Annotated in this window: 12 protein-coding genes; 3 read left to right on the plus strand and 9 right to left on the minus strand. The window is 63.1% G+C overall.

Going from position 1 to position 15,949, the window contains the following annotated elements:
* Positions 1–71: 71 nt before the first annotated feature.
* Positions 72–1,481 (minus strand): type I glutamate--ammonia ligase, encoded by a 1,410-nt coding sequence (glnA, locus tag HMPREF0291_RS06055; protein WP_198002238.1) that lies wholly within the window; start codon positions 1,479–1,481, stop codon positions 72–74.
* 104 nt (positions 1,482–1,585) lie between these two features.
* Between glnA and HMPREF0291_RS06060 the strand changes: the two genes are divergently transcribed.
* Positions 1,586–2,059 (plus strand): RDD family protein, encoded by a 474-nt coding sequence (locus tag HMPREF0291_RS06060; RefSeq protein WP_005289461.1) that lies wholly within the window; start codon positions 1,586–1,588, stop codon positions 2,057–2,059.
* Between the two features lie 115 nt (positions 2,060–2,174).
* On the opposite strand, the gene HMPREF0291_RS06065 is transcribed toward HMPREF0291_RS06060, so the two are convergent.
* The 3 genes from HMPREF0291_RS06065 to HMPREF0291_RS06075 form a co-directional block, all read right to left on the minus strand.
* A complete protein-coding gene (locus tag HMPREF0291_RS06065; RefSeq protein ID WP_040423580.1) occupies positions 2,175–2,960 on the minus strand; it encodes a DUF4191 domain-containing protein in 786 nt (261 codons plus the stop codon).
* Positions 2,961–3,104: 144 nt separating this feature from the next.
* The gene (locus tag HMPREF0291_RS06070) at positions 3,105–4,322 is read right to left on the minus strand and encodes a MaoC/PaaZ C-terminal domain-containing protein (protein ID WP_005289464.1); all 1,218 of its coding nucleotides are present in this window, start codon (positions 4,320–4,322) and stop codon (positions 3,105–3,107) included.
* 5 nt (positions 4,323–4,327) lie between these two features.
* Positions 4,328–5,662 carry a 3-oxoacyl-ACP reductase gene (locus HMPREF0291_RS06075; protein ID WP_040423582.1) on the minus strand — a complete coding sequence of 445 codons (1,335 nt, stop codon included), beginning with the start codon at positions 5,660–5,662 and terminating at the stop codon, positions 4,328–4,330.
* A 203-nt stretch (positions 5,663–5,865) separates the two neighbouring features.
* Here HMPREF0291_RS06075 and HMPREF0291_RS06080 point away from each other — a divergent pair, with 203 nt between their 5' ends.
* Together HMPREF0291_RS06080 and HMPREF0291_RS06085 are read left to right on the plus strand one after the other, a co-directional pair.
* Positions 5,866–7,161: an acetyl-CoA C-acetyltransferase gene (locus tag HMPREF0291_RS06080; RefSeq protein ID WP_005289468.1), complete on the plus strand. Its 1,296-nt coding sequence runs from the start codon at positions 5,866–5,868 to the stop codon at positions 7,159–7,161.
* Between the two features lie 48 nt (positions 7,162–7,209).
* Positions 7,210–9,306 (plus strand): acyl-CoA dehydrogenase family protein, encoded by a 2,097-nt coding sequence (locus HMPREF0291_RS06085; RefSeq protein ID WP_005289470.1) that lies wholly within the window; start codon positions 7,210–7,212, stop codon positions 9,304–9,306.
* 233 nt (positions 9,307–9,539) lie between these two features.
* Here HMPREF0291_RS06085 and lipA read toward each other — a convergent pair whose 3' ends face one another.
* From lipA to gcvP, 5 genes are all read right to left on the minus strand, one after another.
* Complete coding sequence (lipA, locus tag HMPREF0291_RS06090) at positions 9,540–10,634, minus strand: lipoyl synthase (protein WP_050748797.1); 1,095 nt, start codon at positions 10,632–10,634, stop codon at positions 9,540–9,542.
* A gap of 59 nt (positions 10,635–10,693) precedes the next feature.
* Complete coding sequence (lipB, locus tag HMPREF0291_RS06095; RefSeq protein ID WP_005289474.1) at positions 10,694–11,431, minus strand: lipoyl(octanoyl) transferase LipB; 738 nt, start codon at positions 11,429–11,431, stop codon at positions 10,694–10,696.
* A gap of 130 nt (positions 11,432–11,561) precedes the next feature.
* The gene (gene gcvH / locus HMPREF0291_RS06100; protein WP_005289475.1) at positions 11,562–11,957 is read right to left on the minus strand and encodes a glycine cleavage system protein GcvH; all 396 of its coding nucleotides are present in this window, start codon (positions 11,955–11,957) and stop codon (positions 11,562–11,564) included.
* 2 nt (positions 11,958–11,959) lie between these two features.
* The gene (gene gcvT / locus HMPREF0291_RS06105) at positions 11,960–13,048 is read right to left on the minus strand and encodes a glycine cleavage system aminomethyltransferase GcvT (protein ID WP_005289477.1); all 1,089 of its coding nucleotides are present in this window, start codon (positions 13,046–13,048) and stop codon (positions 11,960–11,962) included.
* A 3-nt stretch (positions 13,049–13,051) separates the two neighbouring features.
* A complete protein-coding gene (gene gcvP, locus HMPREF0291_RS06110) occupies positions 13,052–15,946 on the minus strand; it encodes an aminomethyl-transferring glycine dehydrogenase (RefSeq protein WP_005289479.1) in 2,895 nt (964 codons plus the stop codon).
* Positions 15,947–15,949 lie beyond the last annotated feature (3 nt).

Raw genomic sequence — 15,949 nt, forward strand, 5'->3', positions numbered from 1 at the left:
CCACCGCGTGAACCGCTGTGGCTGCCTCAATTCCGCGGGTGGTGTAGGTGAGGAATGCCGTGCACAGTGTTCTAGACGTCGAAGTACAGCTCGTACTCCAGCGGCGTCGGGCGCAGGCGGTTCGGCTCGATCTCGAGGTCGTATTTGAGCTTGATGTAGGTCTCGATGAGGTCCTCGGTGAACACGTCGCCCTCGGTGAGGAATTCGTGGTCCTCTTCCAGCGCGGCCAGGGAGGCCTCGAGGGAGGTCGGGGCCTGCGGGATGGACTTGGCCTCTTCCGGCGGCAGCTCGTAGAGGTCCTTGTCCACCGGCTCGTGCGGCTCGATGCGGTTCTTCACACCGTCCAGACCGGCGAGCATCATCGCCGCAAAGCCGAGGTACGGGTTGCCCGACGGGTCCGGAGCGCGGAACTCAATGCGCTTAGCCTTCGGGTTGGAGCCGGTGATCGGGATGCGGATCGCGGCGGAGCGGTTGCGCTGGGAGTACACGAGGTTGATCGGCGCTTCAAAGCCCGGAACCAGGCGGTGGTAGGAGTTCAGCGTCGGGTTGGTGAACGCCAGGACAGCACCAGCGTGGTGGAGGATGCCGCCGATGTAGAAGCGGGCGATGTCGGACAGGCCGCCGTAACCGGACTCGTCGTAGAACAGCGGCTCCCCGTCTTTCCACAGGGACTGGTGAGCATGCATGCCGGAGCCGTTGTCGCCGGCAATCGGCTTGGGCATGAACGTCGCGGTCTTGCCCCACTGGTGCGCGGTGTTCTTGATGATGTATTTGAAGGTCTGCAGGTCGTCGGCAGCGTGCAGCATCGTGTTGAACTTGTAGTTGATCTCCTGCTGGCCGCCGGTGCCCACCTCGTGGTGGAAACGCTCGATCTCAAACCCTGCGTTGGCCAGGTTGAGGGTCATGGCGTCGCGAATATCCATGGTCTGGTCGACCGGAGGGACCGGGAAGTAGCCGCCCTTCATCGGGGTCTTGTGGCCCAGGTTCTGCGAACCGTCGTGCTCTGCTTCGCGGGAGCGGTTCCACCAGCCCTCGATTGAGTCGACCTCGTAGAAGCTCTTGTTCGCTGCGGTGGAGTAGCGGACCTTGTCAAAGAGGTAGAACTCCGCTTCCGCTCCGAAGAAGCAGGTGTCGGCGATGCCGGTGGATTCCAGGTACTCCTCGGCCTTGCGCGCCACGTTGCGCGGATCGCGGGAGAATGCCTCGTGCGTGAACGGGTCGTTCACGAAGAACTTCACGTTCAGGGTCTTCGCCTTGCGGAAGGGGTCGATCTGCGCGGTTGCCAGGTCCGGCATGAGGATCATGTCGGACTCATCAATCGTCGTAAAGCCCTTGATGCTCGAACCGTCGAATGCGAGACCTTCTTCTACTGCATCCTCGTCGAACATGGACGCGGGGATGGAGAAGTGGTGCTCGATGCCCGGAACATCCGTGAAGCGGACATCAACGAATTCCACCTCTTCGTCTTTGATGAACTTCATTGTGTCCTGGATGTTGTCGAAGGCCACGGGGAAAACTCCTTGATTGCGGATCAGTTACCCCATCGATCGTACCGAAAAATAGATGTCCTCTATCCTTGACATCTATGGCGAACCCCAAGAAAAACTGGCGCGACGGGCCCGAGCTCAACACCGGTGATGACTGGGCAGAACCCGGCGAATGGCCGGGGCAAAACCTGGGCCTGCCGCAGGGCGGAACCGGAGCTCAAGCATCGGTCATGCGGCGCGCGGGCGGAGTGCTCATCGATTGGGTGATCTGCTGGATCATCGCCGCGTTCATCAACATGTACACGTCTGAGCTTGGCGACGTGCCCACGCTGAGGTATCTGCTGTGGATCGTGCTGGGCATTATCACCGGGTGGCTGTTCGCGCGGACACCGGGCATGGCTGTGCTGGGCATGGGCGTTGCGCGTGTCGACGCTCCCGGTAACCCCGTTGGTCTGTGGCGCGCCGCTGTGCGCACCTTGCTCACCGCGTTCATCTTGCCTGCAGCGATGGTTGACGCTGACGGCCGCGGCCTGCACGACCGCGCAACTGGCACGACAGTCATCCTGAGCTAGAACGTCTAAGCGTTGATCGGGCGGGGAGTGCCGTCGAGCTTCCTGTTGAAATCGATGTAGCGCGAGGGATCTTATGGCGAACTAGGAGCGCCCGCAGTGCGAGCGCACAGGGTGCTTACTTGCCTTGACGCTGCTGCATACGGCGCATTTTGCGGTTCATACCCGACATGTTCTGCGCCTGGTGCGGCATCGGGCCCTTCGGCAGGCCCTGCTGCTGCCCGCCACGGACGTTATCCATCGCCTCCAGCTTGGCGTTCATAGAGTAGACCTCGTCCTTCTGGTAGTTCTTCGGCAGCTTCAGTAAGTGGCGTTGCAGCTTCTTCGGCTCGACCTGGCCCTCGCCGCTGCCGACGTACACCTCGTGGATGGGCACACCGCCGATGAGACGGTCCACGCGCTTACGCTCTTTGTCCATGAGCGGCTTCAGCCGCCTCTCGTCGCCTTCACCAACCAAGACCACACCGGGGTTGCCCACCACGCGGTGGACAGCATCCATCTGGGGTGTCGCAGCGACAGCCTTCTTGGTCAGCCACACGATGCCCATCGTGTTCTTCATGTTGTCCAGCGTCCAACCGGCAGCGCCCGGCGTATCGCCGATCTCTTCGTACATGGAGCCTTCAAGACGGCGGGTGAAGATGAACATGGCCAGCACGAAACCGAACAAGAGGCCGAGCACCAGCAGGAACCACTTTCCGCCGGTCAGCATGCCCAGCAGGAAGAACGCCAACCCGACACCGAGGATCGCCAGCAGCATGTACGGGATGAGCTTCTTATCCCGCTTGCGCTGCATGTTGAACGCCTGCCACACCTGCGAACGCGTCTGCTTGCGCTGGGAGCGCTTCGCGGTGCGTTGCTCTTTCTTCGCGGTCTTCGCTGCGGCTGCTTGCTTGTCTTTGGCCATGGGGACAAGCCTATCAATCCGCATGCTTATCGACGTCCCCCACCCGCCACGTTCCTACCCCGCCCCATCCGGGACAACGACAAACCCGCGGCCGCCACAAAGGGGGAGTGGGGCCGCGGGTTGTCGTCGATAAGCGGGCTTGGGCTAGAGCGCCTTGATCTCTGCGTTCAGGTGCAGCTTCTCCGGCTTGGAGGAACCGCGCAGCTGCAGCTCGTAAGAGCCGTCACCCTGCTCGATGGTCCACAGTGCCACCGAGGCCGGAATGACAACAGGCTTGACGAACTCGACGGAGTATCGCAGCGCGCCTGGCAGCTTGCCCTCGAGCGGAGCGAGGACCGCGGCAGCAGAGTACATGCCGTGCGCGATGACCGCCGGGAAGCCGAACAGCTTCGCACCCACGTTGGACGTGTGGATCGGGTTGTGGTCGTTGGAAGCATCCACGTACGCGTTGACGTTGTCGCGGTTCCAGCGCCAGCGAGCATTCGGCTTGAACTCTGGTAGCTCCGGCTTCGGCAGAACCTTGCCGGTGTCCTCGCCGCGGGTAGTCACAGCCAGCTCGGCGTCTTTGGCGAACTTGGCACCCATTGCCAGGAAGCTCGAGGTCTGACGCCACACCACATCGTTCTCACCCTCGGGGGTGACCTCGGTGATCATGTCCACGATCAGGCCGCGGCGGTGCGGGCGCAGGTTCTGGCCGTAGCAGCGGATGTTGTAGGTCTCATCAACCGTGAGGGTGCGGGACTGCTCAATCACATTGGACACGTGCACCGCACCGATTGCCGGAACCGGGAAGTCCGGGCGGGACATCAGGTCCATGATCATCGGGAACGCCAGCACGAAGAAGTACGTCGGCGGGATCTCATTGCCCAAGCGCAGCCCAGTCGCGGAGGTGTACGCGGCGAGGTTGTTCTTGTCGATCTTCACTCCGTCGACCTGGATCGCCGACGTCGGATCACCCTTCGCCGAGCGGGTCTCGCCCACGACGGGCAGAGCGCCCATGAAGATCTTGCGGTTAATGGCCTTCAGATCCGGCACGGCCTTGAGCGTTTGAAAGTCGCGGGTCTTGCCGGACGCAATGCGCTCGTTGTGGGTCTCAGCGCCAGCGTTAGCGTCCGCATCTGCCTTGACCTCCTCCGCCTTGGCCTCTGCGTCGGCCTTGACTTCTTCTGCCGTGGCGGAGACCTTCTCCTGGGCGTCTTCGACTTTGTCGGCCACGGTGTTCTTGACCTCTTCGGCCTTGGCGGCGGCTTTGTCGGCGGCCTGCTTTGCCTCCGCCTTGACCTCGGCAGCCTTTGCCTCAGCCTGCTGCTGTGCGTCGTCCTTGGGGTCCTTCTCCGGACCCTTACCTACTGCAGTGGTCATGTTTTTTAAGCTCCAACCAGGTTTTGGCCGCAGACGCGGACGGTGTTGCCGTTGACGGAGGTCGACGACGGAGCGGAGAAGTACGCAACAGTCTCAGCAACGTCGAGTGGCTTACCGCCCTGGCTCAGGGTGTTCAGTCGGCGAGCCACCTCACGAGTCGTGAACGGGATCGCGTCGGTCATCTCAGTCTCGATGAAGCCCGGAGCCACAGCGTTGATGGAGCCGCCCTTCTCAGCGATCTTGTCGGCAAGCGCATCGACGAAGCCGACCACGCCAGCCTTGGTGGTGCCGTAGTTAGTCTGGCCGCGGTTACCGGCGATACCAGAGGTGGAGGAGACACCGACGATGGCCGGCTTGTCAGCGAATGCATCAGCCTCGAGCAGAGCCTCGGTGATGCGCACCGGTGCGACCAGGTTGATGTTCTGGACCATGTTCCAGCGGCTGTCATCCATGTTGACCAGCAGCTTGTCGCGGGTAACGCCAGCGTTGTGAACGATGGTGTCGATCTTGCGGCCGTAACGCTCCTGAGCGTGCTTAGCAATCTCTTCCGCAGCCTTCGGGTCCGTCACGTCGAGCGGCAAAGCGGTGCCCTTGACCTTGTTGGCGGTCTTGGCCAGGCCTTCACCAGCCTGCGGAATGTCCACGCAGATCACCTTGGCACCGTCACGGGCCAGGGTCTCTGCGATAACGGCGCCGATGCCGCGGGCGGCACCGGTGACCACGGCGAGGCGGCCAGCCAGCGGCTTCTCCCAGTCTTCCGGCTGATCAACATCGGCCGGGGTGACGCGGATGACCTGGCCGTCGACAAACGCGGACTTGCCGGACAGCAGGAAGCGGAGGGTGGACTCCACCTTGGAGATCTGGCCGCCGTCGATGGAGGGGTCCACGTACACCAGCTGGACGGTGCCGCCCTTGCGCATCTCCTTTGCCAGCGAGCGGGTGAAACCTTCCAGCGAGCGCTGTGCAATGCGCTCATCTGGGCCGTCGACCAGCTCCGGGGTGGTGCCGATGACGATGATGCGGGCGTTGTCCAGCACCTTCTTCAGCTGCGGGTGGAAGAACTTGTGCAGGGCCTCGAGCTCCTCCGGCTTGGTCAGGCCGCTGGCATCGAACACGATGCCAGCACGCTTGGTGTCTGCTTCGGCCTTCAACAGCTTGTAAGGGCCATCGAGAAGCTCGGCCAGAGCTGGAGTCAGACGGCCCTCACCGCCAACGACGACCGGACCGTGGAGCAGGGGCTCACCCTGCTTGTAACGACGCAGCGGGTAACCCTGGGGGACACCAGCCTTGGCAGCGAGAGGGGAGTTGATGAACTGTTCGAGGAGGCCTTGGGATGCCACTATTTTCTCCTTCATATAGGCACGTACTGAGGCAAGGGCAACCGTGCGAAATCGGTGGCTCTGTGTCGGATACTATTATAAGATCACTATGGTGACGAACCTTACAAAGGAATGACTTTGTAAAGTGCCAAACAAAAGTCCGGAGAAAATCGCAGGAAGATCCTGGGTTTCTCAACGCTTTTCACGGAAGTGCAGGAATAAGCATGAATGAACCTCGCAAGGTAGCCATCCTCGGCGGTAACCGCATCCCGTTCGCTCGGTCCAACAAGGAATACGCCAACGCATCCAATCAGGACATGCTCACCTCGGCCCTCAACGGCCTAGTGGCGCGTTACGGTCTGCAGGACCAGGAGATGGGTCTCGTCGTCGGTGGTGCTGTGCTCAAGCACGCACGCGACTTCAACCTCGTGCGCGAATCAGTGATCGGATCTGAGCTGGCATCCACCACTCCGGCCTTCGACCTGCAGCACGCCTGCGGCACCTCGCTGACCTCCGCGATCCAGGTCGCTGACGCAATTGCTCTGGGCCGCATCGAGAACGGTATCGCCTGCGGCGCCGACACCACGTCGGACGCCCCGCTGGCTGTGAACGACACGCTGCGTAAGACGCTGATCCGTCTGTCCAACGCCAAGTCCACCGCTGACCAGCTCAAGCTCGTCGGTTCCATCCGTCCGAGCCAGCTGGCTCCGGAGCAGCCGCAGAACGGCGAGCCGCGCACCGGCTTGTCCATGGGTGAGCACGCCGCCATCACCGCCCGCGAGATGGAAATCTCCCGCGAGGCCCAGGATGAGCTGGCAGCAACCTCCCACCAGAACCTGGCCAAGGCTTACGACGAGGGCTTCTTCAACGACCTGATGACCCCGTTCCTCGGCGTGCAGCGCGACACTAACCTGCGCCCGGACTCTTCCGTCGAAAAGCTTTCGAAGCTCAAGCCGGTCTTCGGCAAGAAGGACGCGGAGCAGCACGGCGGCACCGCAACGATGACCGCGGGTAACTCCACCCCGCTTACTGACGGTGCAGCGGCTGTCCTCCTCTCCTCCGAGGAATGGGCAAAGGAGAACAACCTGCCGGTCCAGGCGTACATCGTCGACTCCGAGCTGGTAGCCGTTGACTTCGTCTCAGGCAAGGACGGCCTGCTCATGGCTCCGACCTACGCTGTCCCGCGCATGCTCGAGCGCAACGGACTGACCCTGCAGGACTTCGACTACTACGAGATCCACGAGGCGTTCGCCTCCCAGGTGCTGGCCACCCTCAAGGCATGGGAAGACGAGACCTACTGCCGCGAGCGCCTCGGCCTGGACGCTCCGCTGGGCTCCATCGACCGTTCCAAGCTCAATGTCAAGGGCTCCTCTCTGGCAGCCGGCCACCCGTTCGCCGCGACCGGTGCACGCATCCTCGCTTCGGCTGCCAAGGTGCTGGAGCAAAACGGTGGCGGCCGCACCCTGGTTTCCGTCTGTGCAGCAGGCGGCCAGGGCGTCGTCGCGATCATTGAGCGCTAAAGCGCCAAGGCTTCACCTATTCACCACTCTCCGTAAAGGAACACAACCATGACCTCTGTTGAGGAAAAGGAAGGCCGCAAGGCCAAGCCGGAATCCCGCCAACCGCAGACGCTGCCAGAAACCCCCGATGCAGCTGTCGCGGGGAAGCTGAAGGATCTGCTTGACGGCGCATGGGGCGAGCGCAAGGACGACATCCGCGAGCAGCTCAACCGGGAAGAAGCCCTCCCGATGATCGAAGGCTCGGTTGAGGACATCCGCGCCGCCCTGCTGGAAAAGGTCAAGATGGTGGCTGGCTCCGGCATGATGCAGACCGCTTTCTCCGAAGCTAACGGCGGCTCCGGCGAGGCCCACGTGGGCATCCTGGGCCTGGACCTGCTGGGTCAGTTCAACGGCTCCCTTGCGATTAAGTCCGGTGTGCAGTTCGGACTGTGGGGCGGCGCAGTCGACGTCCTGGGCACCGAGCGTCACCGCGAGTACGCGCAAGGTGCTATGGACCTGTCCATGCTCGGCTCCTACGGCATGACCGAGCGTGGCCACGGCTCCAACGTCCAGGACCTGGAGACCACCGCGACCTATGACCCGGAGACCCAGGAGTTCATCATCCACTCTCCGTCTCCGTCGGCGACCAAGGTTTACATCGGCAACACCGCCCGCGATGGCCGCTGGTCCGCAGTCTTCGCCCAGCTCTACACCCCGGGCGAGGAAGAGTCCCACGGTGTGCACTGCTTCGTTGTGCGCATTCGCGAGGATGACGGCTCCCCGGTCGAGGGCGTCAAGATCGGCGACCACGGCCACAAGGGCGGCCTGCTCGGTGTTGACAACGGCACCCTGACCTTCGACAACGTCCGCATCCCGCGCGAAGCGCTGCTGAACCAGTTCGGCGATGTCGACGAGGCCGGTAACTACACCTCCCCGATCGAGTCGAAGAACCGCCGCTTTTTCACCATGCTGGGCACCCTAATCCGCGGCCGTATTGCCGTCGGTGCTGCCGGCGCAGGCGCGACCAAGTCCGCACTGGCCATTGCCACGAAATACGCGCACCAGCGCCGCCAGTTCGACTACGGTGACGCCGGCCGTGAAGACAAGCTGATCGACTACCGTGCGCACCGCCGCCGTCTGATCATCCCGCTGGCCCGCACCTACGCTATCCAGCTGCTGCAGAATCAGCTGACCCAGCGTTACGCGGATCAGACCGCACGTCAGGCATCCGGCGAGTGGTCCGTGACCGACCCGACCAAGGCGCAGGCCCTGGCATCCCGCGAGATGGAGACCCTGGCTGCAGCGTTCAAGGCCGTCGCGACCGAGCACGCCACCGACACCATCCAGGAGTGCCGCGAGGCGTGCGGTGGTGCCGGCTTCATGTCCGAGAACCTGCTGACCACCTTCCGCGCAGACACCGATGTGTACAACACGTTCGAGGGCGACAACACCGTTCTGCTGCAGCTGGCCGGCAAGAACCTGCTCACCGCGTACACCAGCGAGATGGCTAACCCGTCTGCGATGGACATTGTGAAGTACGCCGCCACCAACGTGACGGACATCTTCCGCTCCCGCGCTGGCCTGGGTGCCACCGTCCAGTCCGTGGTGGACACGTTCGCGAGCGAAGAAGCATCGCTTTTCGACGCTGACTACCAGCTCAAGGTGATCCAGCTGCGCGAGCAGCTGGTGATGCGTTCCCTGATCCGCCGCATCCAGGGCGCACGCAAGCTGTCGCGTGCCGAGGGCGCAAAGGTCATCGACAAGGCCCAGGACCACATGCTCAACGCCGCATGGGCATACATCGAGAACCTGATGGTCCAGGCCATGATCGAAGCAGAGCGTTCCCTGCCGGTCGGCTCCACCGAGCGTGCCGTATTCGAGCAGGTCCGCCACCTGTTCGTCTTCGACACCATCATCCGCAACGCTGGCTGGTACCAGGAGCAAAACGTCATCTCCTCCGGCCGCGTCAAGGCAGCCCGCGCCGCCATCAACGACCTGGTCGACTCGCTTGGCCCCTGGTCTGAGGTTCTCGTGGACGCTTTCGCAGTCCCGTCCGTCGTGCTCGACCGTCCGATCTTCAAGGACGGCGGCACCGACGCCTCCCGCGACAACCCGGAGGCGTGGACGGTTGGGTCCAACATCCCGACCACGGCGAAAGAGAACTAGCTCTACGTAGCTAGTCGCTTAGACGAGCAAGGCCTCCCGGATCACATCCGGGAGGCCTTAGCTTTTCGAGTGCTTCTCAGCTCTAGAATACTACTCGCTGTTTTCTGGAATACTGCTCATCTGTAAACCCAGGTCAAAAGCATGCAGTTCCGCCTATATGTCCGAGCAGTATTCCATCCGGCAGGCAAGGGGGCGGGACGACCTGAATGAGATCCCGGCCCCTGATGTAGCCGCTAAGCCGACGGCATAGACAGGCTCGGCATGCCCAGCGAGACAGACGGGTGGCCAGCAGAGACCACGGGAGTCTCCTGGGACGGGCCGTACTTGTTAAGCAGGGTAGAAGCTTCCTGGCCGGTCGCACCCTGGGACGTCTGTGCGAGGTGCTTGAGGTTCTCCGGCAGTTCACGGCCGTGGAACTTCATAGCCTCAACGTAGAGTTTGCCAGCGCGGTAGGAGGAGCGAACGAGCGGGCCAGACATGACCGCAGCGAAGCCCATCTCGTATGCGGCGTCGCGGTACTCAATGAACTCCTCCGGCTTCACCCACCGCTCAATCGGGTGGAACTGCGGGCCGGGGCGGAGGTATTGGGTAATCGTGATGATGTCGGTGCCGGCTTCCTGCATGTCCTGCAGTGCCTCGAGCACCTCTTCGCGGGTCTCGCCCATACCCAGGATGAGGTTCGACTTGGTGATCAGCCCGTAGTCGCGTGCCGCCTGGATGACTTCCAGGGAACGGTCATAACGGAACGCCGGGCGGATGCGCTTGAAGATGCGTGGCACCGTCTCCAGGTTGTGCGCGAAGACCTCCGGTTCAGCCTCGAACACCTGCTGGAGCAGGTCGGGCTTACCAGAGAAGTCAGGGGTAAGGTTCTCCACGCCGGTGTGCGGGTTGAGCTCGTGAATCTTGCGCACGACCTCGGCGTAGAGCCAAGCACCCTCGTCATCCAAGTCATCACGGGTCACGCCGGTGATGGTGGAGTAGTTCAGCTCCATCTCGCGCACAGACTCGGCGACGCGCAAGGGTTCTTCAGGGTCAAGCGGTTCCGGTTTCGCGGAATTGATCATGCAGAAATCGCAACGGCGGGAACAGTTCGCACCGCCGATGAGGAAGGTGGCCTCGCGCGATTCCCAGCACTCGTGAATGTTGGGGCAACCGGCCTCCTGGCACACGGTGTGCAGCGACGCACCGAACACCTTGCGGCGCATGTCCTCGTACTCCGGACCCGTCTTCACCGCATTGCGGATCCACCGCGGCTTCGACTCGATGGGGGTTTGAGCGTTTCGCTTTTCGACGCGCCTTAGCTTGCGTCCTTCTTCTGCCACAGTCACACCATCCAGGTTAGTGCTGCCTTACTAGCGTGTCGAATATCTACGATGCGATTGCCCTACTACGGGGTCGGTGCCGCACCAATCGTGTGGTCGGAGACGTGGAGTTCGCCGGAAAGGGCGCGGGAGAGAGCGTCGACAAGCGTGGGCGTGATGGCATCGGGGGTGATGTCGCGGCCGGTCTCGAGCGACAAGGTGGTCACATCCGCGTCGTTGATGCCGCAGGCGATGATGTGTCCGAAGTACTCGAGTGTGTTGTTGCAGTTCACTGCCAAGCCGTGCATAGTCACACCGCGCGTGACGCGGATGCCCAGCTGAGCGACTTTGCGGTCGCGGCGGAACGTGGCCGGGTCGGCCGGGACCCAGACACCGGAGCGGCCCTCGATCCGACCAGCATCGGCAACGCCGAACTCGCGCACAGCGAAGATCATCGCTTCTTCGATGCGGCGCACGAAGTCGACCACGTCCACAGGATCGGCGAGCTTGATGATGGGATAGGTCACCAGCTGGCCCTCACCGTGCCAGGTGATGCGCCCGCCACGGTCGACCTTCACCACGGGCAGGCCGTTGTCAGGGAGGTCTTCCGGCTGGGTGCGCTTGCCGGCGGTATAGGTATTGGGGTGCTGCAGAACCAGCAGGGTATCGCCGATCTCGTCGTTCGCGCGCTGGGTAGCGAGGTCCGCCTGCATGTGCCAGGTTTCTTCATAGTCCACAAGGCCGAGATTTCGCACGTCAAGAGGAGAATTATCAGCGCGGATCGACTTGTCGGCGGGGAAGAACGGATCGCGGGGAGCAGTCATGGGTTCATGGTAGCGCTACCTTTTTAGTATCGCCCTTCAGCCTTTTCGGCGTGATCTCACCTGGGGAAACGTCGCGGAGATGGATCAGAAGGCGATACTAAAAATGTATGAAGCTCCCGCCACCGGCGAATTAGACGCCGTTGGCGGAAGCGTACTCGTCGGCGGTCATGAGCGGGCCGACCGCGGAAACCTTGACCTCGAAGAGCCACCCCTCGCCGAACGGGTCGTTGTTGATGGCCTCGTAGTTGTCCTCGATGGACTCGTTCACGGCCGTGACGGTGCCGGTGACGGGGGAGTACAGATCCGAGACCGACTTGGTGGACTCAACCTCACCGCAGGTCTCACCGGCGGTGACGGTGTCGCCGACAGCAGGCAGCTCTGCGAAAACGATCTCCCCGAGGCGCTCGGTAGCCACGGAGGTGATGCCGATGCGCACAGTCTGGCCCTGAATGGCGTCAGCGGCAGCGTTGACCCACTCGTGGTCCTCGGAGTAAGAGAATTCCTGGGGCAGCGTGATGTCGGCCATGGTTACTTGTCCTTTCGGGAGTAGAAGGGGGTTTCGCTGACCGTGTAGGCGTAGCGCTTACCCCGGATGTCCACCTCAACCTTAGTGCCTGGCTCGGCGTGATTTGGGTCAATGTGCGCCAAAGCAACGGGGTGACCCAGCGTGGGGGAGGGCTGGCCCGAAGTAACGGTGCCAATCTGGGTATCGGAGCCGTCAGCGAGGAAAACAGCAGCGCCTTCGCGGGCTGCGCGTCGTTCCTCCGAGGTCAACCCCGCGATGACGACGGTCGGCTCGCGGCCGGTCAGCGCCTGCTTGCCCACGAAGTCCGCCTCTTTCTTCGCAAACGCCCGTCCCATCCCAGCTTCCACCGGGGTGATGTCTGCGGTCAGTTCGTGGCCGTAGAGGGGCATGGAGGCCTCGAGGCGCAGGGAGTCGCGGGCGGCGAGGCCGCACGGGGTGCCTTTGTCGACGACCGCGTCCCATACCTTCTGCGCGTCCTCGCGCATGCAGAACAGCTCAAAGCCGTCTTCGCCTGTGTAGCCGGTGCGGGCGACGAAGACCTCAACAGGCGAGTCCTCGGACTTCAGGCGCATCCACTCGCCCGAGTAGTAGGCGAGGTCGCCGGGGGTGCCGTCGATAAGCGGCTCGAGCACCTCGAGCGCACGCGGACCCTGGACTGCGACCAAGGCGACCGCTTCGGAATCGTTGCGGATCTCCACGTCGAAGTCGCCGACGCGGGCCTCGAACGCCGCCCAGACTGCGCCGGTGTTGCCGGCGTTGGGCACGACCATGAAGTGATCGTCAGCAAATTTGTACGTGATCAAATCGTCGATGATGCCGCCATCGTCATTCACGATCATCGAGTACTTCGCCTTGCCCACCTTGAGGGCGGAAAGCGAGCTGATGAGAACGTAGTCGAGGTACGCACCGGCGTCGGGGCCTTTCACGTCGATCTCGCCCATGTGCGACAGGTCGAAGATCCCCACGTCGTTGCGCACGGCGCGGTGTTCCTCGAGCTCGCTGCCATATTTCAGAGGCATGGTCCAGCCACCGAAGTCGGTGAAGGTGGCGTTCAACGCCTCGTGGGCAGAGTGCAGTGGTGTTTGGGGCATGACTTAGATCCTGTTCTCTTCGGTGACAGTCGGGTCGCGCTCTTCATCGACGTCGCTTGCGGCAATATCGAAAGCCTCCGGCGGCGGGCAGGCGCACACGAGGTTGCGGTCGCCGTAGGCCTCGTCGATGCGGCGCACCGGCGGGAAGTACTTGTTGGTCAACAGCGAGTCGACCGGGTAAGCGGCCTCTTGGCGGCTGAACTGGTAATCCCAATCACCGACGACAACGCTGCGGGCGGTGAACGGTGCGTTGTGGACGACAGAGGCCTCGTAGGCGACGTGTCCGTCGATGATGTCCTGGATCTCCGCGCGGATGGAACGCATCGCTGTGATGAACCGGTCCAGCTCGGCGAGATCCTCGGATTCGGTGGGCTCGATCATCAATGTGCCTGCCACTGGGAACGCCAAAGTGGGGGCGTGGAAGCCGTAGTCGACGAGGCGCTTGGCCACGTCGGCAGCGGTCACGCCGCACCGGTCGGTCAGCGGGCGGAGATCCACGATGCACTCGTGCCCGACCAATCCGTTGTTGCCGGTGTACAGCACCGGGAAAGAGTCGTTGAGCTCGTGCGCTACGTAGTTGGCGTTGAGGATCGCGTTGCGGGTCGCAGACGCGAGGCCCTCTGCACCGGACATGGCGATGTACGCCCACGAGATCGGGAGCACGCCCGCAGAACCGTACGTGGTCGACGCGATAGGCACGCCGGCGCCCTCAGGAGCCTCCTGCGCGGCCTCAGAACCGCTGACCTGCGGATCAGACGGCAGGAACGGAGCCAGGTGCTTACCCACACCGATCGGGCCGACACCCGGTCCGCCGCCACCGTGCGGGATGGTGAAGGTCTTGTGCAGGTTGAGGTGCGAGCAGTCGCCGCCAAAGTCGCCGGGGCGGGCCAAGCCGGTCAGGGCGTTCATGTTCGCGCCATCGATGTAGACCTGACCGCCGACGGCGTGGACCTTCTCTGCGACCTCGGACACAGTGTCCTCGTACACACCGTGCGTGGACGGGTAGGTGATCATGATCGCCGCGACGTGCTCGCCGTACTGCTCGAGCTTCTTATCCAGGTCTTCAATGTCGATGGAACCGTCATCGGCGGTCGCCACGACGACCACGCGCAGATTCGCCAGCGTTGCCGAAGCAGCGTTCGTGCCATGTGCGGATGCCGGGATGAGGCAGATGTCGCGCTCGGTGTCGCCGTTGGCCACGTGGTAGCGGCGCATCGCTAGCAGGCCGGCCAGCTCACCGGTCGCGCCGGAGTTCGGCTGGACGGACACAGCATCGTAACCGGTGATTTCCACGAGCCAGCCGTTGAGCTCGTCGATCAGCTCGCGCCAGCCTTCGGTGTACTTGTCCGGCGTGAACGGGTGCACGTTGGCAAAGCCCGGCCACGTAATCGCCTCAAGCCCGGCAGTCGGGTTGAGCTTCATCGTGCACGAACCCAGCGGGATCATAGTGCGGTCGAGCGCCAGATCCTTGTCGCCGAGTTTGCGGATGTAGCGCATCATCATCGTCTCGGAGTGGTGCGTGTTGAATACCTCGTGCGTGAGCACGTCACTGGTGCGCAGCAGTGCTTCCGGCAGGTGGTTCTCGGCACCTGCTGCCGGCTGGTCAATAATGCCGAAGCCTCCGAGCAGACCGACCAGGTCGGCCTCGTCGGTGTCCTCACCAAAGCTCACGCCCACCGTGTCGGCGTCGATCGCGCGAACAAGATAACCGTTCTCAGCCAGCGCATCGACAATGCCTTGCGCACGGCCGGGCACCTTCACCGCGACAGTGTCGAAGAAGTTCTCGTGCGCGAGCTCCAGGCCCGCATTGCTTATCGACGCAGCAAACCGCCCCGCCCACTCATGCACCTGCTGCGCAATCTCGCGCAGGCCCTCCGGCCCGTGGTACACGGCGTACATGGACGCGGTGACCGCCAGCAGCGCCTGGGCGGTGCAGATGTTAGAGGTCGCCTTCTCGCGGCGGATGTGCTGCTCACGGGTCTGCAGCGACAGGCGGTAGGCGGGGAAGCCCTCAGCGTCGACCGAGACGCCGACCAGGCGGCCCGGCATCTGGCGCTTGAGCTTGTCGGTGACAGCCATGTAGGCGGCGTGCGGGCCGCCGTAGAACAGCGGAACACCGAAGCGCTGGGTGGTACCCACCGCGATGTCTGCGCCCATCTCGCCCGGGGACTCGACCAGCAGCAGCGCCAGCGGATCGGCAACCACGGTGGCCAGGCCGCCGCGGGAGTGGATCGCCTCGATAACCGGCCGAGGGTCGGTGATGTCGCCCTCTGTGCCCGGGTAGGCGATGACAACTCCGACGAAGTCTTCTCCGACCAAGTTGGAACCCAAAGCGGTGACCTCAACCTCGAGGTCCAGGGCGCGGGCGCGCTCAGCACCGACGGCGATCACCTGCGGGTGGAGACGGGAGTCCAGGATGACGCGGCGGCCCTTCTTCACGGCGCGCGACATCAGGCCGATGGCTTCAGCAACGGCAGAAGCTTCGCACAGGAGAGATGCGTTAGCCATCGGCAGGCCCGTAAGGTCCTGCACCATTGTCTGGAAGTTCAGCAGCGCCTCTAGACGGCCCTGGGAGATCTCCGGCTGGTAGGGGGTGTAGGCGGTGTACCAACCTGCATCCTCCACCACACCGCGGCGAATCACCGGCGGGGTGACCGTGGAGGAATACCCCTGGCCGTGGAAGGCGCGCAGCACCGTGTTCTTGCCAGCTAGTTCGCGAAGGCGGCTCTGCGCCTCCTTCTCGCTCAGCGGCTCAGGCAAGTTAAGCGGCTGCTTAAGCAGGATTCCGGGGGGTGTTGCAGCATCGACAAGCTCGGCGATTGAGCCGTAGCCAACGCGGTCGAGCATCTGCGCGCGTTCTTCATCAGTCGGGCCGATGTGGCGGGTGATGTAGTCCACGGT

It is taken from the genome of Corynebacterium genitalium ATCC 33030, assembly GCF_000143825.1.
GTDB lineage: Bacteria > Actinomycetota > Actinomycetes > Mycobacteriales > Mycobacteriaceae > Corynebacterium > Corynebacterium genitalium.

Excerpts from the sequence above, each read along its gene's own strand:
- HMPREF0291_RS06065 (WP_040423580.1), bottom strand. The coding sequence starts at position 2,960 with ATGGCCAAAGACAAGCAAGCAGCCGCAGCGAAGACCGCGAAGAAAGAG.
- gcvH (WP_005289475.1), bottom strand. The coding sequence starts at position 11,957 with ATGGCCGACATCACGCTGCCCCAGGAATTCTCTTACTCCGAGGACCAC.
- HMPREF0291_RS06080 (WP_005289468.1), top strand. The coding sequence starts at position 5,866 with ATGAATGAACCTCGCAAGGTAGCCATCCTCGGCGGTAACCGCATCCCG.
- HMPREF0291_RS06070 (WP_005289464.1), bottom strand. The coding sequence starts at position 4,322 with ATGACCACTGCAGTAGGTAAGGGTCCGGAGAAGGACCCCAAGGACGAC.
- HMPREF0291_RS06085 (WP_005289470.1), top strand. The coding sequence starts at position 7,210 with ATGACCTCTGTTGAGGAAAAGGAAGGCCGCAAGGCCAAGCCGGAATCC.
- HMPREF0291_RS06060 (WP_005289461.1), top strand. The coding sequence starts at position 1,586 with ATGGCGAACCCCAAGAAAAACTGGCGCGACGGGCCCGAGCTCAACACC.
- lipB (WP_005289474.1), bottom strand. The coding sequence starts at position 11,431 with ATGACTGCTCCCCGCGATCCGTTCTTCCCCGCCGACAAGTCGATCCGC.
- glnA (WP_198002238.1), bottom strand. The coding sequence starts at position 1,481 with ATGAAGTTCATCAAAGACGAAGAGGTGGAATTCGTTGATGTCCGCTTC.
- gcvT (WP_005289477.1), bottom strand. The coding sequence starts at position 13,048 with ATGCCCCAAACACCACTGCACTCTGCCCACGAGGCGTTGAACGCCACC.